The organism is Klebsiella pneumoniae subsp. pneumoniae HS11286 (assembly GCF_000240185.1).
Taxonomy (GTDB): domain Bacteria; phylum Pseudomonadota; class Gammaproteobacteria; order Enterobacterales; family Enterobacteriaceae; genus Klebsiella; species Klebsiella pneumoniae.
On sequence record NC_016845.1, the window covers coordinates 1,105,091 to 1,129,927 of the forward strand.

Below are 24,837 nucleotides of genomic sequence, written 5' to 3' on the forward strand. Positions count from 1 at the left end.
TTTGGATGTTTAGATGTCTATACGTTTATACGCATCATGACCCGGGCAAGCGGGCTGGCGTGAGAAAATAAAATGCAAAGCACAACACAACAACAAGGTGGGCAGCTGAAGCGCACCATGAAAACGCGCCATCTGATCATGCTGTCGCTCGGCGGCGTGATTGGCACCGGCTTATTCTTCAATACCGGCTATATCATCTCCACCACCGGCGCGGCCGGGACGCTGCTGGCGTATCTGATTGGCGCCCTGGTGGTCTGGCTGGTGATGCAGTGCCTTGGCGAACTGTCGGTGGCGATGCCTGAGACCGGCGCCTTCCACGTTTACGCGGCGCGCTATCTTGGCCCGGCGACGGGCTATACCGTGGCGTGGCTCTACTGGCTAACGTGGACGGTGGCGCTGGGGTCGAGCTTCACCGCGGCGGGATTCTGCATGCAGTACTGGTTCCCGCAGGTGCCGGTCTGGATCTGGTGCGTGGTGTTCTGCGCAGTGATCTTCGGCCTTAACATCATTTCGACGCGCTTCTTCGCCGAAGGCGAGTTCTGGTTCTCGCTGGTGAAAGTGATCACCATCGTCGCGTTTATTATTCTCGGCGGCGCGGCCATTTTCGGCATCATTCCGATGCAGGATGGCTCGCCGGCGCCGGGCCTGCGCAATATCACCGCCGAAGGCTGGTTCCCGCACGGCGGCCTGCCGATCCTGATGACCATGGTGGCGGTGAACTTCGCCTTCTCCGGGACGGAGCTTATCGGCATTGCCGCCGGAGAGACGGAAAACCCGCATAAAGTTATTCCGGTTGCCATCCGCACCACCATCGCCCGGCTGATTATTTTCTTTATCGGCACCGTGTTTGTGCTGGCGGCGCTGATCCCGATGCAGCAGGCGGGAGTGGAGAAAAGCCCCTTCGTGCTGGTGTTTGAGAAGGTGGGCATCCCTTATGCGGCGGACATGTTCAACTTCGTGATCCTGACGGCGATCCTGTCGGCGGCTAACTCCGGCCTGTACGCTTCCGGGCGGATGCTGTGGTCGCTGTCGAACGAGAAGACGCTGCCGGCCTGCTTTGCCAAAGTCAATAAACGGGGCGTGCCGGTGACCGCCCTGTCGGTGAGTATGCTGGGCGGCGTGCTGGCGCTGTTCTCCAGCGTGGTGGCGCCAGATACGGTGTTTGTCGCGCTGTCGGCGATCTCCGGTTTTGCGGTGGTGGCGGTGTGGTTGAGCATCTGCGCCTCGCACTTTATGTTCCGCCGCCGCCATCTGCAGCAGGGTAAGGCGCTGAGCGATCTCCAGTATCGCGCTCCCTGGTATCCGGTGGTGCCCGTTCTGGGCTTTGTGCTGTGCCTGGTGGCCTGCGTGGGCCTCGCTTTTGACCCGAGCCAGAGAATTGCGCTGTGGTGCGGGATCCCCTTTGTGGCCCTGTGCTATGGTGCCTGGTATCTTACTCGTTCACGGAATATGACTCAGGAGCCCCAACATGTCGCAGACTAATCCGTTTACCGCCCTGCTTGCCGCCCAGCCTTTCGTGCTGCTGGACGGCGCCATGGCCACCGAGCTGGAGGCCCGCGGCTGCGATCTGGCCGACAGCCTGTGGTCGGCGAAAGTGCTGCTGGAGAACCCGCAGCTGATCCGCGATGTGCATCTTGACTACTTTCGCGCCGGGGCGCAGGTGGCGATCACCGCCAGCTATCAGGCCACTCCGGCGGGCTTTGCCGCGCGCGGGCTGGATGAGGCGCAGTCCCGGGCGCTAATCGGCAAAAGCGTCGAGCTGGCGCGCAAAGCGCGCGAGGCGTACCTCGCCGAGAACCCGCAGGCCGGTACGCTGCTGGTGGCCGGTTCGGTGGGGCCGTATGGCGCGTTTCTCGCCGACGGCTCGGAGTATCGCGGCGATTATCAGCGCAGCGCGGCAGAGTTCCAGGCCTTCCACCGCCCGCGCGTCGAAGCGCTGCTGGATGCCGGCGCCGACCTGCTGGCCTGTGAAACCCTGCCGTCATTCGCTGAGATCCAGGCCCTGGCGGCCCTGCTGCAGGAGTATCCCCGCGCCCGCGCCTGGTACTCCTTCACGCTGCGCGACGCCGAACATCTCAGCGACGGCACGCCGCTGCGCGAGGTGATGGCCGCCCTGGCGGATAACCCGCAGGTGGTGGCGGTGGGGATCAACTGTATCGCGCTGGAAAATACGCCCGCGGCGCTGGCGCATTTGCACAGCCTGACGGCCCTGCCGCTGGTGGTCTATCCTAACTCCGGCGAACATTATGATGCGGTGAGCAAGACCTGGCACCATCATGGCGAAGCCTGCGCCAGCCTGGCGGATTATCTGCCGCAGTGGCTGGCGGCCGGGGCGAAGCTGATCGGCGGCTGCTGCCGCACCACGCCGAAGGACATCGCCGCGCTTAACGCGAAGCGCTAAGTTTTTGCCGGGTGGCGCTGCGCTTACCCGGCCTACATATTGCGCGAAACGGATGCTGGGTAAGGCGTAGCCGCCGCCCGGCGCCAACCATCTGCCACTAACTCACCGCACAAAACCAACTATCCTTTCCCGCTTTTGTTCTAAAAACGATTCGCTATTAGCCAGAATTTTTAATTACTTCATCTCCATCCTGATGCCGGAAATACTGCACCTATAACAACTCAGGGGAAGCAGACATTATGGCATTCACATCGCGAATTACTCTTCTGGCGGCGCTGGCTGTCGCCGCCTTCCAGGCGCAGGCGGTCAACGTTACCGTGGCGTATCAAACCTCCGCTGAGCCGGCGAAAGTCGCCCAGGCGGACAACACCTTCGCCAAAACCAGCGGGGCGACCGTCGACTGGCGGAAATTTGACAGCGGCGCCAGCGTGGTACGCGCCCTGGCCTCCGGCGATGTGCAGATCGGTAATATTGGCTCCAGCCCGTTGGCGGTGGCCGCCAGCCAGCAGGTGCCGATTGAAGTGTTCCTGCTTGCCTCAAAGCTCGGCAACTCCGAAGCGCTGGTGGTGAAGAAAAGCATTACCAAACCGGAAGATCTGATCGGCAAGCGCATCGCCGTGCCGTTTATCTCCACCACCCACTACAGCCTGCTGTCGGCGCTCAAACACTGGGGCATCAAGCCGGGCCAGGTACAGATTATTAACCTGCAGCCGCCGGCGATTATCGCCGCCTGGCAGCGCGGGGATATCGATGGCGCTTACGTCTGGGCGCCAGCGGTTAACGAACTGGAAAAAGAGGGCAAGGTGCTGACCGATTCTTCTCAGGTTGGGGAGTGGGGCGCGCCGACCCTTGACGTCTGGGTGGTCCGTAAGGACTTCGCCGAGCAGCATCCGGAGATCGTCAAAGCGTTTGCTAAAAGCGCCATCGACGCCCAGCAGCCCTACATCGCCAACCCGGAGGCATGGCTGAAACAGCCGGACAACATCAGCAAGCTGGCGCGCCTGAGCGGCGTGCCGGAAGCCGATGTCCCCGGTCTGGTGAAGGGCAATACCTATCTCACCGCCGCTGAGCAGGCGCAGGCGCTGAACGGGCCGGTCAATCAGGCCATCGTCGATACCGCGCGCTTCCTGAAAGAGCAGGGCAAAGTGCCTGCGGCGGGAACCGATTATCGTCAGTACGTTACTGACCGCTTTGTGAAGTAAAGGAGGCGGCGATGCTGCAAATCTCGCATCTTTCCGCCGACTACGGCGGTAAACCGGCGCTGGCGGATATCAACCTGACGCTGGAGAGTGGGGAGCTGTTGGTGGTGCTGGGGCCTTCGGGCTGCGGTAAAACTACCCTGCTGAACCTGATTGCCGGATTCGTGCCCTATCAGCACGGCAGCATCACCCTCGAAGGTCAGCGGGTGGCCGGGCCGGGCGCAGAGCGCGGGGTGGTCTTCCAGAACGAAGGTCTGCTGCCGTGGCGCAATGTGCAGGATAACGTGGCGCTGGGCCTCCAGCTGGCGGGCGTGGATAAAGCGCAGCGCCGGCAAGCGGCGGCGCAGATGCTGAAGAAGGTGGGGCTCGAAGGGGCGGAAAAGCGCTTTATCTGGCAACTGTCCGGCGGTCAACGCCAGCGGGTGGGCATCGCCCGGGCGCTGGCGGCGAATCCGCAGCTGTTGCTGCTGGATGAGCCCTTCGGCGCGCTTGACGCCTTTACCCGCGAGCAGATGCAGACGCTGCTGCTGAAACTGTGGCATGAGACCGGCAAACAGGTGCTGCTGATCACCCATGATATTGAAGAGGCCATCTTCATGGCGACCGAGCTGGTGCTGCTGTCGCCGGGGCCGGGACGGGTGGTGGAGAGGCTGCCGCTTGATTTCAGCCGTCGCTTTGTCGCGGGCGAATCCTGCCGCAGCATCAAATCCGACCCGCGCTTTATTGAACAGCGGGAATACATTCTGAGCCGGGTGTTTGACCAACGGGAGGCTTTCTCATGAGCGTGGTACTGAACGACAAACCGCGTCAGTCGACGCTGAAGTGGCGCTGGCCGCTCTCCCGTGAGCTCACCCTCAGCGTGGCGACCCTGGCGGTGCTGCTGGCCGTCTGGTGGGCGGTCGCGGCGTTGCAGCTGATTAGCCCGCTGTTTCTGCCGCCGCCGGGCCAGGTGCTGCAGAAGCTTATCACCATCGCCGGGCCGCAGGGCTTTATGGATGCGACGCTCTGGCAGCACCTGGCGGCGAGCCTGACGCGGATCGTTATCGCCCTGTTGGCGGCAGTGCTTATTGGCGTACCGGTGGGGATCGCCATGGGGCTCAACTCGACGGTGCGCGGGATCCTCGACCCGCTGATCGAACTCTATCGTCCGGTGCCGCCGCTGGCCTACTTACCGCTGATGGTGATCTGGTTTGGCATCGGTGAAACCTCGAAGATCCTGCTGATCTACCTGGCGATTTTCGCGCCGGTAGCCATGTCGGCGCTGGCAGGGGTAAAAAGCGCGCAGCAGGTGCGGATTCGCGCTGCCCGTTCGCTTGGCGCCAGCCGGGCGCAGGTGCTGTGGCTGGTGATCCTGCCCGGCGCGCTGCCGGAGATCCTCACCGGACTGCGCATTGGTCTCGGGGTGGGCTGGTCAACGCTGGTGGCCGCTGAGCTGATCGCCGCCACCCGCGGATTAGGATTTATGGTGCAGTCTGCCGGCGAGTTTCTCGCCACCGATGTGGTGCTGGCGGGGATCGCGGTGATTGCCATTATCGCCTTTTTACTGGAACTGGGTCTGCGCGCGCTGCAGCGGCGCCTGACGCCCTGGCATGGAGAAGTACAATGAGTGAACGTCTGAGCATTACCCCGCTGGGGCCGTATATTGGCGCGCAGGTGAGCGGGGCGGATTTAACCCGTCCGCTGAGCGACAACCAGTTTGAACAGCTGTATCACGCGGTGCTGCGTCATCAGGTGGTATTCCTGCGCGAGCAGAATATCACCCCGGCGCAACAGCGCGACCTGGCGCTGCGGTTTGGCGACCTGCATATCCATCCGGTCTACCCTCATGCCCCAGGTGTGGAGGAGATTATCGTCCTCGATACCCACAACGATAATCCGCCGGATAATGACAACTGGCATACCGATGTCACCTTTATCGACACGCCGCCCGCCGGCGCCATTCTGGCGGCGAAAGAGCTGCCGATGACCGGCGGGGACACCCTGTGGACCAGCGGCATCGCCGCCTGGGAAGCGCTGTCAGAACCTTTCCGGCAGCTGCTGAGCGGCCTGCATGCCGAACACGATTTCCGCAAATCGTTCCAGGAGTATAAGTACAACAAGACCGAAGCCGAGCATCGGCGCTGGCAGGAAGCGGTGGCGAAGCATCCGCCGCTGCTGCATCCGGTAGTACGTACCCACCCGGTGACCGGCAAGCAGGCGCTGTTCGTTAATGAAGGCTTTACCACGCGAATTGTCGAGGTGAGTGAGAAAGAGAGCGCAGCGCTGCTGAACTTCCTGTTTGCTCATGTCACTAAACCGGAGTTTCAGGTGCGCTGGCGCTGGCAGCCGAACGATGTCGCTATCTGGGATAACCGGGTGACCCAGCATTACGCCAACGCCGACTATCTGCCGCAGCGGCGGATCATGCACCGGGCGACGATCCTCGGCGATAAGCCGTATTACCGGGCGGGGTAAGGCTTGTAGCCGGTTAAGGCATCAGCCGCGAGCCGCGGAGAACATTGCCCGCTGCTTTCCGGAGGCGTCGCCTGACGCGCCTTTTCCGGGCTACCGATCCGTCGGAAACGGTAGCCCGGCTAAGGCGCAACGCGCCGCAAGCCGGGAAAAAGCGTTTATGCCGATTTTTGCGCACCCAGATGCGCGCCAATATAGCGCTGATAGCGGTTCGCTTTCAGATAGGTCAAATCCACCAGCACCAGACCATCCACGCAGTTATTGAAATCCGGGTCGCTGCCGAAATCGATAAACTGCACGCCGCCCGGCTCGCACACTTCCGAGTACTGCTTATACAGCGGGGGGATCGCGCAGCCGAGGTTGCCGAGCAGGGACTTCAGCCGGGCCAGGTCGTCGTTGTAATCCTCCCCGCCAAACTGCGCCAGCACGTCGGGCAGCGACGCCGGATAAGGTCGACGCGACTCCGCCAGCGGATGCGTCGCCGGGAACCACAGCCGGTAGAATGCCACCAGCAGATCGCGGGCGGCGGGCGGCAATCCGCCAGAAATCGACACCGGACCAAACAGATAGCGATAGTGCGGATAGCGCGCCAGATAAGCGCCGATGCCGGACCACAGGTAGTCCAGCCCGCGACGCCCCCAGTAGCGCGGCTGGATAAAGCTGCGCCCCAGTTCAATGCCGTGCTGCAGGACATCGTCCATCCGCCCGTCGTAATGGAACAGACTGTAACTGTAGATCCCCTCCAGGCCGCGCTTTGCCAGCTGGATGGCCGTCGGCATAAAGCGGTAAGCGCCGACGATCTCGAGGTCTTCTTCATCCCACAGGATCAGATGCAGATAGTCGTCGTCATACCCGTCGATATCCCGCCGTTTGCCGCTGCCTTCCCCGACCGCGCGGAAGGCGATTTCCCGCAGGCGTCCCAGCTCGCGCAGCAGCGGCGCGTCCTCCTGGCCGTTGCGCTGCCAGAGGTAAATCGCTTTGCCATCGGCGGTGCGGCCCAGGCATTCGGCCTTGTGCAGTTCGCGTTTGAGCAGCGCCCGGTCTTCCGGACGGGCGATAGCGCTTTCGGTTTTAAACCGCCCCGGCAGCCCTTTGCGCAGCTGTTCAAGGTGCTGATAGCAGCGGCCGGTAAGCTCGCGAGCGCTGGACTGCGCATCGAACCAGTTCGACCAGGGGATCTGCTGGCCGATACGCACCGGCAGGCTGCTGTTGCGCCGGCGAAACATCTGCTGCATCAGCAGGAGCAGCGGCAGGTTGTCTGATATCAGCGTGCTGGCGTAAAACAGGGCGCTGTTGCGGGCGTTAATCCACGCCGGCAGCAGCGGGGCACGGTATTTTGCCGCCAGCTTAATAAAGCCGGAGTGCCATTTTTTATCGCGGATGCCGCGACGGGTGAGGCGGGAGACTTCCCCCGCCGGGAAGAAGATCAGCACCCCGCCGGCCTGCAGCTGCTGGTCCATCTGCTGCAGCGCCGCTTTAGCGGTGCGGCCATGAATATTATCTACCGGGATAAACAGCGAGCTCAGGGGCTCAAGGTGGGTGAGCATGCGGTTGGTGACCACTTTGACATCGCGGCGCACGCGGGATACCGCATACAGGAGCGCCAGGCCGTCGAGGGTGCCGGTGGGGTGGTTGGCGATAATGACCAGCGGGCCATATTCGGGGATTTGTTCGAGATCGTGCGCCGGGATGGCGCAGCGGATATTGAGGTATTCCAGCACCTGTTCGACCGTATCAAGCCCCTTCAGGTGGCGGTGACGGTCGGCAAATTGTTGAAACTCTTCCTCATAAAATAGCTTTTTTAACAGTTTCTTTTGCCAGGGGGCGGGCCTCGCCTGAGGCCACAGGTCATCGAGTACGTTGTCGAGACTAAACATAGTGGCTCCTCCTCCGTCCTGCCCAGACAGTAGAAGGTGGAGATGTCGTTCAGATTACAGTTGGGTGAAGTTTCGGTCGCAGCGGGGGAGACGACGGGTAGGGAGCCGTTTTTGTGCCGGGTGGCGGCTGTGCCTGACCCGGCCTACATGCGGGATGGGACTGCGGGCCCGGCAATCTCGTAGGCCCGCGCAAGCGTCAGCGCCGCCGGGCAATGGCTACGAGTAGGGAGCCGTTTTTGTGCCGGGTGGCGACTGCGCCTGACCTGGCCTACATTCGTGATAGGCCTGCGGGCCCCGGTAAGCGCAGCGCCACCGGGGAGGGGCGGGTTTAACGGAGGATCTTTTTCTCGGCCAGATCGAGGGCGAAATAGCTGAAGATCAGGTCGGCGCCTGCGCGTTTGATAGCGCCGAGGCTTTCCAGAACCACTTTCTCTTCATCGATAGCGCCCGCCTGGGCAGCAAATTTGATCATCGCGTACTCCCCGCTGACCTGATAGGCGCCGAGCGGCAGATCGCTGCGTTCGCGGATATCGCGCAGAATATCCAGGTAGGCGCCAGCCGGTTTCACCATCAGGCAGTCGGCGCCCTGGGCTTCATCGAGCAGCGACTCGCGAATGGCCTCCCGGCGGTTCATCGGGCTCATCTGATAGGTTTTCCGATCGCCCTTCAGCGCGGTACCGGCCGCTTCGCGGAACGGACCGTAGAAGGAAGAAGCGAACTTGGTCGAGTAGGACATGATCGCCGTATTGGTGAAGCCGGCGGCGTCCAGCGAGCGGCGAATCGCCTGCACCTGTCCGTCCATCGCGGCGGAAGGAGCGATGAAATCCGCCCCCGCGGCGGCGGCGACAACGGCCTGTTTGCCGAGGTTTTCCAGGGTCGCGTCGTTATCCACCCCGTGGTCGCACAGCACGCCGCAGTGGCCGTGGGAGGTATATTCGCAGAAGCAGGTATCGGACATGACGATCATCTCCGGCACCGTGGACTTACAAATCCGCGACATACGCGCCACCAGACCATTTTCATTCCAGGTATCGCTGCCGGTGGCATCGGTGTGATGAGAAATACCAAAGGTCATCACCGAGCGGATCCCGGCGTTGGCGATGCGTTCGATCTCGCGCGCCAGATATTTTTCCGGAATGCGCATCACGCCGGGCATGGCCTCGATCGCTTTGTAATCATCAATTTCTTCTTCAACAAAGATCGGCAACACCAGGTCGTTCAAACTCAGTGTTGTCTCTTCAAACAGGGCGCGCAGCGCAGCGGATTGACGCAGGCGGCGGGGGCGAGTGATTAAATCTGTCATGGTTTGCCTGATTTTGTGAAATGAAAGACGATAGTGTAACTGAAATGGCAGCGGGATGTTTCGCCAAAACGATCGTTATGGCGCATCGGCGAAACCTTCCCCGGGCTTACTGGCTGGCCGTCTGCATGTTGGGCTGTGCGCCGCTCAGCTCGCTGACCAGGTCGTTGATGCCATCGCTCATATTGTTGAAGCGGGTCAACGGCGAGCGGGTTACCACCACAAAGGCGCCAACGTTAGCCTGCGGATTCATCGCCATATAGGTGATAAACCCGCCGCCGCCGCCGGTTTTCTGAATAATCCCCGGATGGCCGTTCTTCGGCTTCATATACACCCAGCCGAGGCCCAGCGCGTCGGCGCGGCCCGGCACGTCCATACCAATCACCCGGGTCAGCTGGTTACGCTGATAAATCAGCGTCTGCATCCGGTCGGCCTGCTGGCTGCGGGTATAGAAATCGGATGACAGGAACTGCTGCATCCAGCGCATCATATCCCCCGGCGTCGAGTAGACTCCGCCGCTGCCGATCGCCGCCAGGGTGTTGTTGCATGGGCTGGCGCCTTTTTCCGGGATCATCAGCCGCTGGCACTGATCCGGTGACGGGGTAAAGGTGGTGTCCTTCATCCCCAGCGGCCGGGTGATCTGCTCTTCAAACAGCTGCGGATACGGTTTGCCGGCGGCGGTGGCGAGCGCGTCTGCCAGTAAATCGAAGGCCAGGTTGGAGTAGGCCGCCTGCGAGCCCGGCGCGGCTTTCAGGGTCGCGGTAGAGAGCCAGTTCCAGCGCTGCTGGCGGGTCGGCCAGACAAACACCGGACGATGAGCGGCGCCACCAGGCTGCTCGCGCGGCAGGGCGCTGGTATGGGTCGCGAGATTCACCAGGGTGATTGGTTTTCCCTGCCAGTCAGGCACCCGGGCGCCCGGCGGGGCGTATTTACTCAGCGGATCGTTGAGTTTCACCACCCCCTGGTCGAGCAGCTTCACCAGCATCTCGCTGGTCATCAGTTTGCTGAGGGAGGCGATACGGATCACCGAGTCGAGCTGCGGGTGCTGATTATTCCCCGGGCGGGTTTCGCCAAAGCTGCGAAAAACACGCTGATTGCCATCGATAACCACCAGCGCCATGCCGGTGGCGCCGCTGCCGTAGTAGATATGATTGGCGTAACGATCGACCACATCCGAGGCGAAAACCGGGTCAACGGTAGGCTGTGCGGCCTGCACCGAGGTCCACGACGCCGCGCACAGCGCAGCAAAAATGAGCAAACTACGTTTCAACGGAGATCATCCATTAAATAAATAAAAAGAAGAGGGTATTTATACTACGAAGTGGCGCAGAACAAAGCGGGATTCACGACATTCCTGCAGGAAAAAGGTAACGGTGCGTAAAAAAGACTTTTTTACGCTTTCGGATACCGGCTTTTTTCGCCGGCGCGTATGATGACCGTTTGGCTGAAGGTTCGTGGGAGAGAACAATGACGGCTCAACGGGTAGTGATGGTCGTGGATATGCAAAACGGCGTGTTCGCCACGCCGCGTCTGGCGCGCGAGCGCTGCGTCGCGCAAATTAATCGTCTGGTGCGCGCGGCGGACAAGGTTATTTTCATTCAGCATGATGAAGCCGGCGGCCTCGAAGCCGGCAGCGAAGGCTTCGCCCTGCTTCCTGAGCTGGAGCAGCCGGCTGGCGCGCTGTATGTCACCAAAACCGCCTGCGATGCCTTCTATCACACCTCGCTGGCGCAGGTGCTGGACGAACACGACATTCAGCAGTTCGTCATCTGCGGCTGCGCCACCGACTACTGCCTCGATACCACCATTAAAAATGGCGCCAGCCGCGGGTACGTTATTGTTATCGCGGAAGATGCCCACACCACCGCCGACCGCCCCGCCGCGCAGGCCGCGACGCTTATCGCCCACTACAATGAGGTGTGGCGTACCCTGACCATTCCTGGCAATCCTTTACAGGTGAAACCCACAGAAACAATTCTGCACGCATGGCAGCAGAACTAAGCTGTTGATATCCGGTCTTATCATTCGTCTGTCCCGCGAGGGCTCATCCACGCGGCGGCCGACGTATGCGTCGTACACAGCAATAGCAGAACGATAAGAAGTTAGCAGGAGACAATGATGTTTAAATCTTTTTTCCCCAAACCGGGGCCGTTTTTTATTTCTGCCTTTATCTGGTCGTTGCTGGCCGTGATCTTTTGGCAGGCGGGCGGCGGCGACTGGCTGCTGCGGGTCACCGGGGCATCGCAAAATGTGGCGATCAGCGCGGCGCGCTTCTGGTCGCTCAACTATCTGGTGTTCTACGCTTACTATCTGTTTTGCGTCGGCGTGTTCGCGCTGTTCTGGTTTGTCTACTGCCCGCACCGCTGGCAGTACTGGTCGATTCTCGGCACCTCGCTCATCATCTTCGTCACCTGGTTTCTGGTGGAAGTCGGGGTGGCGATCAACGCCTGGTATGCGCCGTTCTACGACCTGATCCAGAGCGCGCTGGCCACCCCGCATAAGGTCAGCATCAACCAGTTTTATCAGGAAATCGGCGTCTTTCTCGGCATCGCGATCATCGCGGTGATTATTGGCGTGATGAACAACTTCTTCGTCAGCCACTACGTCTTCCGCTGGCGCACGGCGATGAACGAGCACTATATGGCCCACTGGCAGCATCTGCGCCATATCGAAGGCGCCGCGCAGCGTGTGCAGGAAGATACCATGCGTTTTGCTTCCACCCTCGAAGATATGGGCGTGAGCTTTATCAACGCGGTGATGACCCTGATCGCCTTCCTGCCGGTGCTGGTGACGCTCTCCGAACATGTTCCCGACCTGCCTATCGTCGGCCATCTGCCGTATGGCCTGGTGATTGCCGCTATCGTCTGGTCGCTGATGGGTACCGGCCTGCTGGCGGTGGTGGGGATTAAGCTGCCGGGCCTGGAGTTTAAAAACCAGCGCGTGGAAGCGGCCTATCGTAAAGAGCTGGTTTACGGCGAGGACGATGAAACTCGCGCCACGCCGCCGACGGTGCGCGAGCTATTCCGCGCGGTGCGTCGCAACTATTTCCGTCTCTATTTCCACTATATGTATTTCAATATCGCCCGCATCCTCTATCTGCAGGTGGATAACGTTTTCGGCCTTTTCCTGCTGTTTCCGTCGATCGTTGCCGGTACGATTACCCTCGGGCTGATGACGCAAATTACCAACGTCTTCGGCCAGGTGCGCGGCTCGTTCCAGTACCTGATCAGCTCGTGGACAACGCTGGTGGAACTGATGTCCATCTACAAACGTCTGCGCAGTTTTGAACGCGAGCTGGACGGCAAACCGCTGCAGGAAGCGATCCCGACATTACGTTAATCAAGACAAGGAAGCATAATGGCCGCACGTTTATCGCGCATTATTCCCGTTTCATTGACGCTGCTGGCGGCCATGGCGCTGAGCGCCTGTACCAGCCAGCAGGCTCCGGCGCTGAAAGAGGGCGAGAAGCCTGTTGACGTGGCGTCGGTGGTGCGGCAGAAAATGCCGGCCAGCGTCAAGGATCGGGAGGCCTGGGCGCAAGCCATCGCCACCGCGTTTGACAGCCAGAAGCTGGCGCCGACGGAAGAAAACGTCTGCTCGGTGCTGGCGGTCGCGCAGCAAGAGTCTAACTATCAGTCCGATCCGGTGGTGCCGGGGCTGAATAAAATCGCCTGGCAGGAAATTGACCGCCGGGCGGAAAAAATGCACATTCCGCCGTTTCTGGTCCATACCGCGCTGAAGATCACCTCGCCAAACGGTAAAAGCTATAGCGACCGTCTGGACAATGTGAAGACGGAAAAGCAGTTGAGCGCCATTTTTGATGACTTTATCGGGATGGTGCCGATGGGGCAGAAGCTGTTCGGTTCCCTTAACCCGGTGCACACCGGGGGGCCGATGCAGGTCAGCATTGCTTTTGCCGAGCAGCACACCTCCGGCTACCCGTGGAAAATGAACGGCACGGTGCGCCAGGAGGTCTTCAGTCTGCGCGGTGGCCTGTGGTTTGGCACCTATCATCTGCTGAACTATCCGGCCAGTTATAGTGCGCCATTGTACCGCTTTGCCGACTTCAACGCCGGCTGGTACGCCAGCCGTAACGCCGCCTTCCAGAACGCGGTGGTGAAAGCCAGCGGGGTAAAACTGGCGCTCGACGGCGACCTTATCCGCTACGACAGCGAGGAGCCGGGCAGCACCGAGCTGGCGGTGCGTCGCCTGGCGAGCCAGCTGGGGATGAGCGACAGCGAGATCCATCGTCAGTTGAAAAAGGGCGACAGCCTGGCGTTTGAGAAGACCGATCTCTATCAGCAGGTTTTCCGTCTCGCCGAGAAAAAGACGGGCAAAACCCTGCCGCGGGAGATGTTGCCAGGGATCCAGCTGGAGAGTCCAAAAATCACCCGAAATCTGACGACGGCGTGGTTTGCGAAACGGGTTGATGAGCGGCGGGCAAACTGTATGGCGCGGCGTTAACGGCGCTGACGCCAGCGCACGATAAGCGCCAGTACCCCGATGAACGTGCAGCCGATCAGGAAAGGGATCAGACCAAAGAGGGTACCCACGGCGAGGCTGATGTCGACTTGCGGACGGCTGGCGTCCTGGGCTTGCATCAGGCGTTCAAATACCCCCGGGGCGTGGATCAGCATGCTGAGCATCTGCGCGCCGGCCCAGCAGCAGATCAACACGAACAGCCCGTAGGCGACATGGCTGCCGGTCAGCGCCCCCCTTTTTTTATTTCCCAAAAGCGATTTTGAAAAACTGAATTCAGCCATAGGCCCTCCCACATCTGCGCTGCTGGTTTTTTCTCCAGCTCTATGTCAGGTATTCTGGCAGTCAGGGGCCATCATCAGTATCAGATTGCTGGTAATTGCCGTCCAGGAATAATCCTGTTTTCGCCGTTGTGTTAACCGCGCCACAGGAGCACAAAAGGGAGAGCGGCGTCGCAATCCAGCAACATTCTCCATATCGCTACAGACCGCCGCGGGCGGCTATGCGAAGATGCGTTTTTTGCTGTTGGAGGCCGCATGAAGCTCACTGATAAAATTCGCCGCGATTGGCACTACTACGCCGTGGCGCTGGGGTTGATTTTTATTCTTAATGGCGTGGTGGGGCTGCTGGGGTTTGAAACTCAGGGGTGGCAATCCTACGCCGTCGGTCTGATCACCTGGGTCATTAGCTTCTGGATTGCGGGCTTTGTGATCCGCCGCCGCCCGGCAGAAGAGGCCTGAGGCCGCCGCTGCCAGGCGGGGTAAAATGCGTTTTAGTTCATGGAGGTTTTCAGCGCCCGGTCCGCGGCATGGCGCTCCAACGCCAGCTCAATCAGGCGGGTGATCAGGCTGGTGTAGTCGAGACCGCTGGCCTGCCACAGCTTCGGATACATGCTGATGTTGGTAAAGCCCGGCAGGGTGTTGATCTCGTTGATCACCACCTCGTTGTCGGCGGTGAGGAACACGTCGACACGAGCCATGCCGCTGCAGCCCAGGGTCTGGTAGGCCTGCACCGCGATAGCGCGAATTTTGTCGTTGATCTCAGGGGCGATAGCGGCCGGGACTACCACCTGTGCGCCCTGATCGTCGATATACTTGGTGTCGTAGGCGTAAAACTCGCTGTTGAGGACGATTTCACCGCAGGTGCTGGCCTGCGGGTGGTCGTTACCCAGCACCGCACACTCAATTTCCCGCCCTTTAATGCCTTGCTCCACCACCACTTTATGGTCAAATTCGAAGGCCAGGGCCACCGCCTGATGGTACTGCTCTTCGTTTTTAACTTTGCTGACGCCAACCGACGAGCCCTGATTAGCCGGCTTAACGAACAGCGGCAGGCCAAGCTTCGCTTCGACATCGGCAAAGCTGAACTGCGCGCGGTTGGCGCGGGTGAGTGTGATAAACGGGGCGACGGCGAGCCCGGCGTCGCGCAGCAGACGTTTGGTCACGTCTTTGTCCATACAGGCCGCAGAGCCCAGCACATCGGAGCCGACGAACGGCAGATTCGCCATGCGCAGCATCCCCTGCAGGGAGCCATCTTCACCCAGCGTGCCGTGGACGATCGGGAAAATCACATCGATGGCCGCCAGCGGTTGGCCGCTTTCGGCGTTAATCAGCTGCTGCGCTTCGCGGCCCGGGATCTGCGCCAGAGTCACCGTGGAAGGGCGCAGGGCAATGCGGGCAGGATCCTGTGCGTTGAGCAGGTAGTTGCCGGCGTCGTTGATATGCCACAGCCCCTGTTTATCAATACCCAACAGAACCACATCGAAGCGCGATTTATCAATCGCTTCCACGATATTCTTCGCTGACTGCAGCGACACTTCATGCTCCGCCGACTTGCCGCCAAAAACGATCCCAACCCTCATCTTTGCCATTTCAACTTCCATCCAGATAACATCAAAGGGCATAACATACCATGTGAAACCGCTGCCTGGCTGCCATAATATTTACCTGATCAATTGACGGGAGTGGGCGTGAGAGGAAAGACGCTGCTGGTGCTGGCCGGGCTGCTCGGCGCGGGCCTGTTGGGATACCGCAATCTGCCGCCGCACCTGAATCCGCTGGCGCCGCTGGCGCTGGACGATCCCCCGGGCTGGCTGACGTCGTTTAAGCTGCGCAGGCTGACGGCAGACCAGTGCGCCTCCTTGCTGGCGGAAGCCAATCGCCGGCGGCTTATCGCCAGCCGGCCGGTGGCCGACAGCGAGGGAAGCTGCCCTCTGCGTAACGTGGTGCGGGTGGCGAATTTTGGCTCGGTGCAGCTGAGCAGTAGTTTTCTCGCCAGCTGCCCGCTGGCGCTGAGCAGTGCGCTGTACATCGAGCAGCAGGCGAAGCCGCTGACCCGGCAGCTGATGGCGAGCGATCTGCGTCAGATCGATCATCTCGGCAGCTTTGCCTGCCGCAATATTTACCATCGTCAACAGGCGCGGCGCAGTGAACACGCCACGGCGGACGCGCTGGACGTCAGCGGTTTCCGTCTGGCGGACGGTAGACGCGTTAGCGTCCTGCAGGGCTGGCGGAGCGAGACTTCGCGCCCCTGGCTGGCGGCGCTGTTGAGCAGCAGTTGCCATTACTTCGGTAACGCGCTGGGGCCAGAGTACAACGCGGCTCACGCCAACCATTTTCATTTCGGCATGCGCGGGCAGGGCTTCTGCTTTTGAGCATAAAGCGCTATGAGCAGCCTAAATGACCAGAAAATGCTTCGTCAGGCTCTCATCCGCAGCCATAAAACACCAAACTCACCGCCAGCGCATCTATGGTAGTACACCAGTGGGATGAAATTGCTAAGCTAGATAATAATTGGCAAATCATTAATGAATACGCGTAGTTATGGAATCCTGGAAGGTTAATCTCATCTCCGTCTGGTTTGGTTGCTTTTTTACCGGCCTGGCGATCAGTCAAATTCTCCCCTTTTTACCCCTCTACGTCTCCCAGCTCGGCGTCACCTCGCATGAAGCGCTATCGATGTGGTCGGGGCTGACCTTCAGCGTCACTTTTCTTGTCTCGGCGATCGTCTCGCCAATGTGGGGAAGCCTGGCGGACCGTAAAGGCCGCAAGCTCATGCTGCTGCGCGCCTCGTTGGGGATGGCGATTGCCATTTTACTGCAGGCTTTCGCCACCAACGTCTGGCAGCTGTTTATCCTGCGGGCGATCATGGGCTTAACCTCCGGTTATATTCCCAACGCCATGGCGCTGGTGGCCTCCCAGGTGCCGCGCGAGCGCAGCGGCTGGGCGCTAAGCACGCTGTCGACGGCGCAAATTAGCGGGGTGATCGGCGGTCCGCTGCTGGGCGGTTTCCTGGCGGACCACGTCGGGCTGCGGATGGTCTTTTTTATTACGGCGATCCTGCTGACCATCAGTTTTCTGGTGACCCTGTTTCTGATTAAAGAGGGCGTTCGCCCGCAGGTCAGCAAAAGCGAGCGTCTCACCGGGAAACAAGTCTTTGCCTCTTTGCCCTATCCGGGGCTGGTGATCAGCCTGTTCTTCACCACCCTGGTGATCCAATTGTGCAACGGCTCAATCGGCCCGATTCTGGCGCTGTTTATTAAGTCGATGGCGCCGGACAGCAACAATATCGCTTTTCTGGCCGGGATGATCGCCGCGGTGCCCGGCGTGTCGGCACTGATTTCTGCGCCACGGTTGGGTAAGCTTGGCGACCGCATCGGCACCTCGCGGATCCTGCTGGCGACGCTCTGCTGCGCGGTGGTGATGTTCTTCGCCATGTCCTTTGTCACCACCCCGCTGCAATTGGGTACGCTGCGTTTTCTGCTCGGCTTTGCCGATGGCGCGATGCTCCCGGCGGTGCAGACCTTATTGCTGAAGTACAGCAGCGACAGCGTCACCGGGCGTATCTTTGGCTATAACCAGTCGTTTATGTATCTGGGCAACGTCGCCGGGCCGCTAATTGGCGCCTCTGTGTCAGCCATGGCCGGCTTCCGCTGGGTGTTTATTGCCACCGCCATTATCGTTTTCATTAACCTCTGGCAGCTGGCGTGGATGCTGCGCCAAACCCGCCGGGCTAACGCCTGAACCTCTGCTGACGGTATTTATCGCGATACCGTCAGCATTATTCGCCGTCAGCGGATTTACTATTACTTTTTGTTATCGTCATGGCGTGAACGCTATTCCATTTTATTATTTTCTAGGCAATCTGGTTATAAGCAACCCCGGTCATGATTAAACAATACTATTTATAGTGGTATTTTATTGTGGTAAAACGTTTCGCTGTATATTGGGTGTTGCGATGATTCTTAATTTAAGTAATTCTGAGGTCCGTCATCGCGTATGACATCCCAATCAAAACAGGCCTCGCATAAGGAACTGGTGCTATGAAGAATCTCATTGCTGAGTTACTGGTTAAACTGGCGCAAAAGGAAGAAGAAGCAAAGGAACTGACGGTGCAGGTTGAAGCGCTGGAGATCGTGGTCACCGCATTATTGCGCCATATGGAGCATGATGCCCAGCAGGCATTGATTCAGGATATTGAACAGGCGATTGACCAGGTGACCCCCTGTCCACCGGTCAACGACCATGATGCGATGCTGTTGCAGCAATATCTAAAGAAGCTGTTGCGGCATCCTCGTAGCTAGTCTTTGTGACACGACAAGGATGCCGTCATTTTTCTGTCATCTCCCTTTTATAAAGTCTCCCTCGTTTTGTTTTTTTAAGTATTTTTTACATGGAGATGACAAAAGTGAAATTAAGCGCCCTGTTTATTGCCCTGATTCCTCTACTGGGCTCGCCGGTTATTCATGCAGAAACTACTGCTGCGCCGGTTCTGGAAAATCGCGCTGCGCAGGGAGATATCACCACTCCTGGCGGCGCGCGTCGTTTAACAGGCGATCAAACCGAAGCGCTGCGCGCCTCGTTAATCAATAAGCCAGCTAAAAACGTTATTTTGCTGATTGGCGATGGCATGGGTGATTCGGAAATTACCGCTGCGCGAAACTATGCCGAGGGGGCGGGCGGTTTCTTTAAAGGAATTGATGCTCTGCCGTTAACCGGGCAGTACACGCATTATTCGCTGGATAAAAAAACCGGGAAACCGGACTACGTGACCGACTCGGCGGCCTCCGCCACCGCCTGGACCACCGGCGTGAAGACTTATAACGGCGCGCTGGGCGTCGATATTCATGAGAATGCGCATCAGACCATCCTCGAGCTGGCGAAAGCGGCGGGGCTGGCCACCGGCAACGTTTCCACCGCCGAGCTGCAGGACGCCACCCCCGCGGCGTTGGTAGCGCATGTGACATCGCGTAAATGCTACGGCCCGACGGTCACCAGCGAAAAATGCCCCAGCAATGCGCTGGAAAAAGGGGGCAAAGGCTCCATTACCGAACAGCTGCTGAACGCCCGACCGGATGTCACCCTGGGCGGCGGCGCGAAGACCTTTGCCGAAACGGCGACGGCGGGCGAGTGGCAGGGCAAAACCCTGCGCGAGCAGGCGCAAGCGCGCGGCTACCAGATTGTGACCGACGCGGCTTCTCTTGCCGCCGCGACGGAAGCCAGTCAGGATAAACCGCTGCTGGGACTCTTTGCCGATGGCAATATGCCGGTACGCTGGGAAGGGCCGAAGGCGTCTTATCACGGTAATATCGATAAGCCGCCGGTGACCTGTACGCCAAACCCGAAGCGTGACGCCTCGGTGCCGACGCTGGCGCAAATGACGGAGAAAGCGATTGACCTGCTGAGTCGCAACGAGAAAGGTTTCTTCCTGCAAGTCGAAGGCGCTTCCATCGATAAGCAGGACCATGCGGCCAATCCGTGCGGCCAGATCGGCGAAACGGTTGATCTTGACGAAGCGGTGCAGAAGGCGCTGGAATTCGCGCGAAAAGACGGTAATACCCTGGTGATCGTCACCGCCGACCATGCGCATGCCAGCCAGATCATCCCGGCGGATAGCAAAGCCCCGGGGCTGACCCAGGCTCTGAACACGCACGATGGCGCGGTGATGGTGATGAGCTACGGCAACTCTGAGGAAGAGTCGATGGAGCACACCGGCACCCAACTGCGCATTGCGGCCTACGGTCCGCATGCGGCTAACGTCGTCGGCCTGACCGATCAGACCGACCTGTTCACGACCATGAAAGCTGCCCTGAGTCTCAAATAAGTCGCTGCCGGTGGCGAAATTGCGTCACCGGCTGGTTTTTTTTCTATCTGCGTCCAGACTTACAACGTTCCACTCACAGAAGGATGGTGCGATGAAAATAACTTTATTGATGACCCTACTGTTTGGCTTGATCTTTATCAGCGCGGTTGGCGCGGCAGAAAAAACGCCCACTCCTCAGCAGCAAAGGATGACGGACTGCAATCAGCAAGCGTCAGCCAAAATGCTGAAAGGTGAGGAGCGCAAAACCTTTATGAGCCAGTGTCTGAAAAAAGAGACCACGACCTCGCAGGGAAAGGCGCTCACCCCTCAGCAGCAGAAAATGAGCGACTGCAGCAAAGCGGCCACGGCGAAATCACTGAAGGGCGATGAACGCAGTACCTTCATGAGTAGCTGCCTGAAGAAAGCCTGAAAAAAAGGGAGCGCACGCGCTCCCTTGTTCTTTAACCTCTCAGGGCTTGAAGCCCGCCGGCTCAGCTTCAGGAGCGGCTCAGTTTCTCTGATTTTTCCATACACTGGGTGATGGCTTCGATTACCGCCGAGCGGAACCCTTTCTCTTCCAGCACGCGCACGGCTTCGATGGTGGTCCCGCCAGGGGAACAGACCATATCTTTCAGCGCCCCTGGGTGTTCTCCGCTCTCCAGCACCATTTTGGCGGAGCCCATCACCGCCTGGGCGGCGAATTTATAGGCCTGAGCGCGCGGCATTCCGCCGAGGACGGCGGCATCGGCCATCGCTTCGATAAACATAAAGACATAGGCCGGCGCCGAACCGCTTACCCCCACCACCGGATGGATCATCGGCTCGGCAATTTGCTCCGCCTGGCCAAAGCAACGGAAAATAGTCAGCACTTCGGCAACATCTTCGCTGCTCACCAGGGCGTTAGGCGTGACGGAGGTCATACCGGCGTTAACCAGCGACGGCGTATTCGGCATCGCGCGAATGATTTTGCGATCGTGGCCAAGGGCGCGCGCCAGCTGCTCAAGCGTAACGCCGGCGGCGATAGAGACCACCAGCGACTCTTTATTCAGGCTGGAGGCGATATCGCCCAGCACTTTGGTCATGATCCCCGGTTTAACCGCGCCGAAGACGATATCGGCAATCTGCGCCACTTCCTGGGCGCTGCTGGCGGCGTTGATGCCATACTGGTCGCGCAGAGCTGCAACCTTGTCCGGCGACGGGGTGTAGACCCAGATTTGTCCCGGCTGTACCTGACCGCTGGCGATCAGCCCGCCCAGAATGGCCTTACCCATATTGCCGCAGCCGATAAAGCCAATTTTCTTATCCATCACCATTCCCCTCTGCTTTTTTCGTTACGATCTGATTAGCTTACCATCCTGGCGCTTTCCTGGGGGAGAAAAGCAGGTAACATTGGCGTCACTTATTGCAGGTAACAGGAGCTGGCATGGCCATTTGGGTGGATGCGGACGCGTGTCCGAACGTGATTAAAGAGATTTTGTTCCGCGCGGCAGAGCGGACCCAGACTCCGCTGACGCTGGTGGCGAACCAGCCGCTGCGCGTGCCGCCGTCGCGTTTCATCCGCACCCTGCGGGTTGAGCAGGGTTTTGACGTGGCGGATAATGAAATCGTTCGCCAGTGCGCGGCGGGAGATTTAGTGATCACCGCCGACATCCCGCTGGCGGCGGAGGTGCTGGCGAAGGGCGGGGCGGCGCTGAATCCGCGCGGGGAACGTTACAGCGAGGCGACGATCCGCGAGCGGCTGACGATGCGGGATTTTATGGAGACATTACGGGCCAGCGGCGTTCAGACCGGCGGCCCGGATAGTTTATCGCAGCGCGATCGGCAACAGTTTGCCGCCGAGCTGGAGAAGTGGTTGCTGGCGGTTAAGCGTCGCCAGGGTTAAACCCAGCTATCGTCATCGCTGCCAAAATCATCGTCGCCAAAGCCGGCGTCGAAGTCGTCGTTCCAGGTATTGTCGGCAAGGAACTGATCGTCTCCCTGGCGGAACGGATCGTCACCTGCGGTGGTGTCCTGCGCGATGCTGTCCTGCGCGGAGGCGGCATCAGGCTGCGGCTTCTCTTCGATGATATTGACGATCTCCTGCGGGTGCGAGCCGCTGAACATATTGGTCAGCATATTGCCCAGCACCACGCCGCCTGCCACGCCAGCGGCCGTTTGCAGCGCGCCCGCCATAAAGCCGCCGCCGCGTGCGGCAGCCTGCGGGGCATAGTTCTGCTGCGGTGGTGGCGTATACTGCGGCTGAGCGCTGGCCTGCGGGCGACCATATTGCTCCGCGCCCGGGATAGGGTCAGAACCGCGTGACGAGCCGCCACCGCCAAACAGGCCAGAGAGGAAGCCGCCGCTGCTGGGCTTTGCCGCCTGCAGTTGGCTGACCTGACTCTCCAGCGCCTGGATGCGATCGTTAAGCTGTTTAATCGCGGCTTCCTGGATAAGAATGGTTTGCGCCATATAGTAGGGGGCCGCCGGCTGCGCGCTCACGTGTTGGGCAATCCGCTCCTCGGCGCTGGCATCGCGCGATGCGCTGTGCGCCTCAGCCTCTTTCAGCCGGGAAAACAGTCCATCAATAAGGCGTTGTTCTTCAGATTGCATGTTACATTCCTCTGTCACACTGTCGAATAGGCATCAGGGTGCTTCTGAAACATGATGTTGTAAATATGTTGCTTCGTAAAGCTATGCATAAATGTGTTACCGTTTACGCCAGCGGTGGATAAAAAATAACGCCAAGCGGAAAGTAAAGCTGGTTAAACACTAAATGCAATGATAAGTTTACATTAATAGCCCCTCTTCTCACCGTGGTAATGGGGTGTAAAGAAGTTGTGTAATTTTTTCTTTACGTATGCATTGCGGGACAGACAGCGATAATACGTGCTTTCGTTTTCATTTTTTTGCGACAGACGGAACCAGGGGGTCTTCGGTTATGACACAGCCTATCTTTCTTATTGGGCCACGCGGCTGCGGTAAAACCACCGTCGGCCATGCGCTGGCGCGAGCGCGGCATTTTCAGTTCTCCGATACCGATCATCGGCTACAGGCCCATGAGCAGCGGACGGTGGCTGAGATCGTGCAGGCGGAAGGGTGGGCGCGTTTTCGCGAACTGGAGACCCTGTCGCTGAAGGCCGTGACCCTGCCGAATACGGTAATCGCCACCGGCGGCGGTATTGTGCTGGCGGAAGGTAACCGTCAGTTTATGCGGGAGAATGGCGTGGTGATTTATCTGCAGGCCTCGGTGTCGGCGCTGATTGACCGTCTGGAAGCCTACCCGAAAGCCGAACAGCGGCCGACGCTGACCGGAAAACCGGTGCGCGAGGAAGTGGGCGAGGTGCTGGCGCAGCGCGAAGCGTTATACCGGGACGCTGCCCACCATATTGTGGATGCCACGGCCTCGCCGGATCGGGTGGTGGAGCAGATTATGTCCATGCTATGCAGCGCGACGGCAACCCCGGTAAGTTAAGAATTTACTTACATTAAGGCGGCGAGGGGCGCCTATACTTAATAGTTCTGCTACCAGAAGAAGGAAGAACTATGCCAAACAGGCCCCCATATCCGAGAGAAGCGCGCGTGGTTGCGGTAGAGAAAGGTCCTCAGGGTCAGACGGTGACCTGGTATCAGCTCCGTGCGGATTATCCTGAGCCTGATTCGCTTATCAGCGAACATCCTACCGAGCAGGAAGCCGTGGATGCCAAACGGCGTTATGAAGATCCTGACAAGTCGTAATCCCCTGAGCCCGAATTGCCCGCCATGCTGGCAATATCGGGCGTATCTCACATTTTTTATTTATCAGTCGTACTAATGAATATCTAACACACGGATTTTTCAGGCACGGCGCCGCCGCCCGGCAATCTTTACATTCAACCGCGGCGTGGAGCTGCTACGCTTCTCGACGGTTGATTTTTACTCACCAGGGGGGCGGATGCTGTGTGTGGAAAGCCTGTGTTGAAGCAGTGGTTGTGAAAAGGTACATGATATGAGTAGTGCAACGATGGCAATTTTGACCATCGGCGTTGTGCCGCTGGCGGGAGTATTGCCGCTCCTGACCGAACATATCAGGGAAGAACAGATCGCCCACATCAGCCTGCTGGGCGAGATGACGCCTGACGAGGTAATGGCCGAGTACGCCGTAGGTGACGGCGAGAAAGGACTCCTGACCTTGCTCAGTAATAACCAGTTGGTGATGGTGTCGCGACAGAAAATTGAGCGCGATGTCCGCAGCGCGATCGCGATGCTGGATCGACAACATTATGATGTGATCCTGCTGCTCAGTTCCGAACAGCTGACCGGTTTTACCACCCACCACGCGATCCTCCTCGAGCCGCAGCGGATCATCCCGCCGCTGGTGGCATCGATCGTCGATGGGCACCAGGTAGGGGTGATCGTGCCGGTGGAAGAGATCATGCCCATGCAGCGGCAAAAGTGGCTCTCGCTGGAAAAGTCGCCATACTACGCGCTGGCCAATCCGTTTACCGGCAGCGACAGCGAGCTATTAACCGCCGGCAAAACGCTGCTGGAGCAGGGCGCCGACGTGCTGGTCCTCGACTGTCTCGGTTACTATCAGCATCATCGCGATGTGTTACAAAAAGCCCTCGATGTTCCGGTTTTGCTGTCGAATGTGCTGGTTTCCCGACTGGCGGCAGAACTATTGGTCTAATGTGTTAATTTCGCGTGACAGGGGCAAGGAGCGCCCCCTATATTGAGCCTTTAACCGACGATCAGAAGGGCTTGTTTATGCTTCAAAGCAATGAATACTTTGACGGAAAAGTGAAATCCATTGGCTTCACCAGCAGCAGTACCGGTCGCGCCAGCGTTGGCGTGATGGCGGAAGGGGAATACACCTTTGGTACGGCGCAGCCGGAAGAGATGACGGTAGTCAGCGGGGCGCTGAATGTCCTGCTGCCGGGTGAGACTGAGTGGAAAGTTTACGCTGCCGGCGAAGTTTTCAATGTGCCAGGCAACAGCGAATTTCATCTGCAGGTGGCTGAGCCAACCTCTTATCTGTGCCGCTATCTGTAAGCCAGCGTGACGCCCGGCGTCTGCCGCCGGGTTGTTTTTTCC

At 59.3% G+C, this 24,837-nt stretch carries 27 protein-coding genes; 20 read left to right on the forward strand and 7 right to left on the reverse strand.

Annotated elements, in window-relative coordinates:
* The first annotated feature begins 72 nt into the window (after window positions 1-72).
* From KPHS_10470 to KPHS_10520, 6 genes are all read left to right on the forward strand, one after another.
* Window positions 73-1,482, forward strand: a complete 1,410-nt coding sequence (locus KPHS_10470; protein ID YP_005225347.1) for an S-methylmethionine transporter — start codon at window positions 73-75, stop codon at window positions 1,480-1,482.
* On the forward strand, window positions 1,469-2,401 hold the full coding sequence (locus KPHS_10480) for a homocysteine methyltransferase (RefSeq protein ID YP_005225348.1): 933 nt from the start codon (window positions 1,469-1,471) through the stop codon (window positions 2,399-2,401). The genes KPHS_10470 and KPHS_10480 overlap by 14 nt, the downstream gene beginning before the upstream one ends.
* A gap of 239 nt (window positions 2,402-2,640) precedes the next feature.
* A complete protein-coding gene (locus tag KPHS_10490; RefSeq protein ID YP_005225349.1) occupies window positions 2,641-3,603 on the forward strand; it encodes a taurine ABC transporter substrate-binding protein in 963 nt (320 codons plus the stop codon).
* An 11-nt stretch (window positions 3,604-3,614) separates the two neighbouring features.
* Window positions 3,615-4,382, forward strand: a complete 768-nt coding sequence (locus KPHS_10500; RefSeq protein ID YP_005225350.1) for a taurine transporter ATP-binding subunit — start codon at window positions 3,615-3,617, stop codon at window positions 4,380-4,382.
* Window positions 4,379-5,206, forward strand: a complete 828-nt coding sequence (locus tag KPHS_10510) for a taurine transport system permease component (protein YP_005225351.1) — start codon at window positions 4,379-4,381, stop codon at window positions 5,204-5,206. The genes KPHS_10500 and KPHS_10510 overlap by 4 nt, the downstream gene beginning before the upstream one ends.
* A complete protein-coding gene (locus KPHS_10520; RefSeq protein ID YP_005225352.1) occupies window positions 5,203-6,054 on the forward strand; it encodes a taurine dioxygenase in 852 nt (283 codons plus the stop codon). The genes KPHS_10510 and KPHS_10520 overlap by 4 nt, the downstream gene beginning before the upstream one ends.
* A 155-nt stretch (window positions 6,055-6,209) precedes the next feature.
* Here KPHS_10520 and KPHS_10530 read toward each other — a convergent pair whose 3' ends face one another.
* The 3 genes from KPHS_10530 to KPHS_10550 all read right to left on the reverse strand — a co-directional run bounded on the left by KPHS_10530 (window position 6,210) and on the right by KPHS_10550 (window position 10,498).
* Entirely contained in the window at window positions 6,210-7,928 is a 1,719-nt protein-coding gene (locus KPHS_10530) for an acyltransferase (RefSeq protein YP_005225353.1), read from the reverse strand.
* A gap of 328 nt (window positions 7,929-8,256) precedes the next feature.
* The gene (locus KPHS_10540; protein YP_005225354.1) at window positions 8,257-9,231 is read right to left on the reverse strand and encodes a delta-aminolevulinic acid dehydratase; all 975 of its coding nucleotides are present in this window, start codon (window positions 9,229-9,231) and stop codon (window positions 8,257-8,259) included.
* A gap of 106 nt (window positions 9,232-9,337) precedes the next feature.
* Complete coding sequence (locus KPHS_10550; protein YP_005225355.1) at window positions 9,338-10,498, reverse strand: beta-lactamase/D-alanine carboxypeptidase; 1,161 nt, start codon at window positions 10,496-10,498, stop codon at window positions 9,338-9,340.
* Window positions 10,499-10,716: 218 nt separating this feature from the next.
* Between KPHS_10550 and KPHS_10560 the strand changes: the two genes are divergently transcribed.
* The 3 genes from KPHS_10560 (at window position 10,717) to KPHS_10580 (ending at window position 13,692) form a co-directional block, all read left to right on the forward strand.
* Complete coding sequence (locus tag KPHS_10560; protein ID YP_005225356.1) at window positions 10,717-11,229, forward strand: isochorismatase family protein; 513 nt, start codon at window positions 10,717-10,719, stop codon at window positions 11,227-11,229.
* A gap of 117 nt (window positions 11,230-11,346) precedes the next feature.
* Window positions 11,347-12,567: a transporter gene (locus KPHS_10570; protein ID YP_005225357.1), complete on the forward strand. Its 1,221-nt coding sequence runs from the start codon at window positions 11,347-11,349 to the stop codon at window positions 12,565-12,567.
* Between the two features lie 18 nt (window positions 12,568-12,585).
* Complete coding sequence (locus KPHS_10580) at window positions 12,586-13,692, forward strand: DUF1615 domain-containing protein (protein ID YP_005225358.1); 1,107 nt, start codon at window positions 12,586-12,588, stop codon at window positions 13,690-13,692.
* Here the strand turns inward: KPHS_10580 and KPHS_10590 are convergent.
* The gene (locus tag KPHS_10590) at window positions 13,689-13,991 is read right to left on the reverse strand and encodes a DUF2755 family protein (protein YP_005225359.1); all 303 of its coding nucleotides are present in this window, start codon (window positions 13,989-13,991) and stop codon (window positions 13,689-13,691) included. The two genes, KPHS_10580 and KPHS_10590, sit on opposite strands and share 4 nt — an antisense overlap.
* Window positions 13,992-14,243: 252 nt before the next feature.
* On the opposite strand from KPHS_10590, the gene KPHS_10600 reads away from it, so the two are divergent.
* On the forward strand, window positions 14,244-14,447 hold the full coding sequence (locus KPHS_10600) for a DUF2754 domain-containing protein (RefSeq protein YP_005225360.1): 204 nt from the start codon (window positions 14,244-14,246) through the stop codon (window positions 14,445-14,447).
* A 32-nt stretch (window positions 14,448-14,479) separates the two neighbouring features.
* Here KPHS_10600 and KPHS_10610 read toward each other — a convergent pair whose 3' ends face one another.
* Window positions 14,480-15,610, reverse strand: a complete 1,131-nt coding sequence (locus tag KPHS_10610; protein ID YP_005225361.1) for a D-alanyl-alanine synthetase A — start codon at window positions 15,608-15,610, stop codon at window positions 14,480-14,482.
* Between the two features lie 66 nt (window positions 15,611-15,676).
* Between KPHS_10610 and KPHS_10620 the strand changes: the two genes are divergently transcribed.
* The 5 genes from KPHS_10620 to KPHS_10660 all read left to right on the forward strand — a co-directional run bounded on the left by KPHS_10620 (window position 15,677) and on the right by KPHS_10660 (window position 20,218).
* Window positions 15,677-16,360, forward strand: coding sequence for a putative inner membrane protein (locus KPHS_10620; protein YP_005225362.1), 684 nt, complete (start codon window positions 15,677-15,679; stop codon window positions 16,358-16,360).
* A gap of 169 nt (window positions 16,361-16,529) precedes the next feature.
* Complete coding sequence (locus KPHS_10630; protein YP_005225363.1) at window positions 16,530-17,729, forward strand: putative permease; 1,200 nt, start codon at window positions 16,530-16,532, stop codon at window positions 17,727-17,729.
* 299 nt (window positions 17,730-18,028) lie between these two features.
* Entirely contained in the window at window positions 18,029-18,289 is a 261-nt protein-coding gene (locus tag KPHS_10640) for an anti-adapter protein IraP (RefSeq protein ID YP_005225364.1), read from the forward strand.
* An 89-nt stretch (window positions 18,290-18,378) separates the two neighbouring features.
* The gene (locus tag KPHS_10650) at window positions 18,379-19,809 is read left to right on the forward strand and encodes an alkaline phosphatase (RefSeq protein ID YP_005225365.1); all 1,431 of its coding nucleotides are present in this window, start codon (window positions 18,379-18,381) and stop codon (window positions 19,807-19,809) included.
* A 91-nt stretch (window positions 19,810-19,900) separates the two neighbouring features.
* Complete coding sequence (locus KPHS_10660; RefSeq protein ID YP_005225366.1) at window positions 19,901-20,218, forward strand: phosphate starvation-inducible protein PsiF; 318 nt, start codon at window positions 19,901-19,903, stop codon at window positions 20,216-20,218.
* 67 nt (window positions 20,219-20,285) lie between these two features.
* On the opposite strand, the gene KPHS_10670 is transcribed toward KPHS_10660, so the two are convergent.
* The gene (locus KPHS_10670; RefSeq protein YP_005225367.1) at window positions 20,286-21,095 is read right to left on the reverse strand and encodes a pyrroline-5-carboxylate reductase; all 810 of its coding nucleotides are present in this window, start codon (window positions 21,093-21,095) and stop codon (window positions 20,286-20,288) included.
* A 116-nt stretch (window positions 21,096-21,211) separates the two neighbouring features.
* Here KPHS_10670 and KPHS_10680 point away from each other — a divergent pair, with 116 nt between their 5' ends.
* Window positions 21,212-21,670, forward strand: a complete 459-nt coding sequence (locus KPHS_10680) for a PIN family toxin-antitoxin system (RefSeq protein YP_005225368.1) — start codon at window positions 21,212-21,214, stop codon at window positions 21,668-21,670.
* Here the strand turns inward: KPHS_10680 and KPHS_10690 are convergent.
* Entirely contained in the window at window positions 21,667-22,377 is a 711-nt protein-coding gene (locus KPHS_10690) for a DUF2076 domain-containing protein (RefSeq protein ID YP_005225369.1), read from the reverse strand. The genes KPHS_10680 and KPHS_10690 overlap by 4 nt on opposite strands.
* Window positions 22,378-22,705: 328 nt before the next feature.
* Here KPHS_10690 and KPHS_10700 point away from each other — a divergent pair, with 328 nt between their 5' ends.
* From KPHS_10700 to KPHS_10730, 4 genes are all read left to right on the forward strand, one after another.
* Window positions 22,706-23,239, forward strand: a complete 534-nt coding sequence (locus KPHS_10700) for a shikimate kinase (RefSeq protein YP_005225370.1) — start codon at window positions 22,706-22,708, stop codon at window positions 23,237-23,239.
* Window positions 23,240-23,346: 107 nt separating this feature from the next.
* Window positions 23,347-23,502, forward strand: a complete 156-nt coding sequence (locus KPHS_10710) for a hypothetical protein (RefSeq protein YP_005225371.1) — start codon at window positions 23,347-23,349, stop codon at window positions 23,500-23,502.
* A gap of 250 nt (window positions 23,503-23,752) precedes the next feature.
* Window positions 23,753-24,433 carry an AroM family protein gene (locus tag KPHS_10720; RefSeq protein YP_005225372.1) on the forward strand — a complete coding sequence of 227 codons (681 nt, stop codon included), beginning with the start codon at window positions 23,753-23,755 and terminating at the stop codon, window positions 24,431-24,433.
* A gap of 77 nt (window positions 24,434-24,510) precedes the next feature.
* The gene (locus KPHS_10730; protein ID YP_005225373.1) at window positions 24,511-24,795 is read left to right on the forward strand and encodes a pyrimidine/purine nucleoside phosphorylase; all 285 of its coding nucleotides are present in this window, start codon (window positions 24,511-24,513) and stop codon (window positions 24,793-24,795) included.
* Window positions 24,796-24,837 lie beyond the last annotated feature (42 nt).

Coding starts and splice junctions, on each gene's coding strand:
- KPHS_10580 (YP_005225358.1), top strand. CDS start 12,586: ATGGCCGCACGTTTATCGCGCATTATTCCCGTTTCATTGACGCTGCTG.
- KPHS_10630 (YP_005225363.1), top strand. CDS start 16,530: ATGGAATCCTGGAAGGTTAATCTCATCTCCGTCTGGTTTGGTTGCTTT.
- KPHS_10600 (YP_005225360.1), top strand. CDS start 14,244: ATGAAGCTCACTGATAAAATTCGCCGCGATTGGCACTACTACGCCGTG.
- KPHS_10660 (YP_005225366.1), top strand. CDS start 19,901: ATGAAAATAACTTTATTGATGACCCTACTGTTTGGCTTGATCTTTATC.
- KPHS_10730 (YP_005225373.1), top strand. CDS start 24,511: ATGCTTCAAAGCAATGAATACTTTGACGGAAAAGTGAAATCCATTGGC.
- KPHS_10670 (YP_005225367.1), bottom strand. CDS start 21,095: ATGGATAAGAAAATTGGCTTTATCGGCTGCGGCAATATGGGTAAGGCC.
- KPHS_10530 (YP_005225353.1), bottom strand. CDS start 7,928: ATGTTTAGTCTCGACAACGTACTCGATGACCTGTGGCCTCAGGCGAGG.
- KPHS_10700 (YP_005225370.1), top strand. CDS start 22,706: ATGACACAGCCTATCTTTCTTATTGGGCCACGCGGCTGCGGTAAAACC.
- KPHS_10480 (YP_005225348.1), top strand. CDS start 1,469: ATGTCGCAGACTAATCCGTTTACCGCCCTGCTTGCCGCCCAGCCTTTC.
- KPHS_10560 (YP_005225356.1), top strand. CDS start 10,717: ATGGTCGTGGATATGCAAAACGGCGTGTTCGCCACGCCGCGTCTGGCG.
- KPHS_10690 (YP_005225369.1), bottom strand. CDS start 22,377: ATGCAATCTGAAGAACAACGCCTTATTGATGGACTGTTTTCCCGGCTG.
- KPHS_10650 (YP_005225365.1), top strand. CDS start 18,379: ATGGAGATGACAAAAGTGAAATTAAGCGCCCTGTTTATTGCCCTGATT.
- KPHS_10490 (YP_005225349.1), top strand. CDS start 2,641: ATGGCATTCACATCGCGAATTACTCTTCTGGCGGCGCTGGCTGTCGCC.
- KPHS_10470 (YP_005225347.1), top strand. CDS start 73: ATGCAAAGCACAACACAACAACAAGGTGGGCAGCTGAAGCGCACCATG.
- KPHS_10510 (YP_005225351.1), top strand. CDS start 4,379: ATGAGCGTGGTACTGAACGACAAACCGCGTCAGTCGACGCTGAAGTGG.
- KPHS_10640 (YP_005225364.1), top strand. CDS start 18,029: ATGAAGAATCTCATTGCTGAGTTACTGGTTAAACTGGCGCAAAAGGAA.
- KPHS_10720 (YP_005225372.1), top strand. CDS start 23,753: ATGAGTAGTGCAACGATGGCAATTTTGACCATCGGCGTTGTGCCGCTG.
- KPHS_10680 (YP_005225368.1), top strand. CDS start 21,212: ATGGCCATTTGGGTGGATGCGGACGCGTGTCCGAACGTGATTAAAGAG.
- KPHS_10570 (YP_005225357.1), top strand. CDS start 11,347: ATGTTTAAATCTTTTTTCCCCAAACCGGGGCCGTTTTTTATTTCTGCC.
- KPHS_10590 (YP_005225359.1), bottom strand. CDS start 13,991: ATGGCTGAATTCAGTTTTTCAAAATCGCTTTTGGGAAATAAAAAAAGG.
- KPHS_10610 (YP_005225361.1), bottom strand. CDS start 15,610: ATGCCCTTTGATGTTATCTGGATGGAAGTTGAAATGGCAAAGATGAGG.
- KPHS_10520 (YP_005225352.1), top strand. CDS start 5,203: ATGAGTGAACGTCTGAGCATTACCCCGCTGGGGCCGTATATTGGCGCG.
- KPHS_10540 (YP_005225354.1), bottom strand. CDS start 9,231: ATGACAGATTTAATCACTCGCCCCCGCCGCCTGCGTCAATCCGCTGCG.
- KPHS_10500 (YP_005225350.1), top strand. CDS start 3,615: ATGCTGCAAATCTCGCATCTTTCCGCCGACTACGGCGGTAAACCGGCG.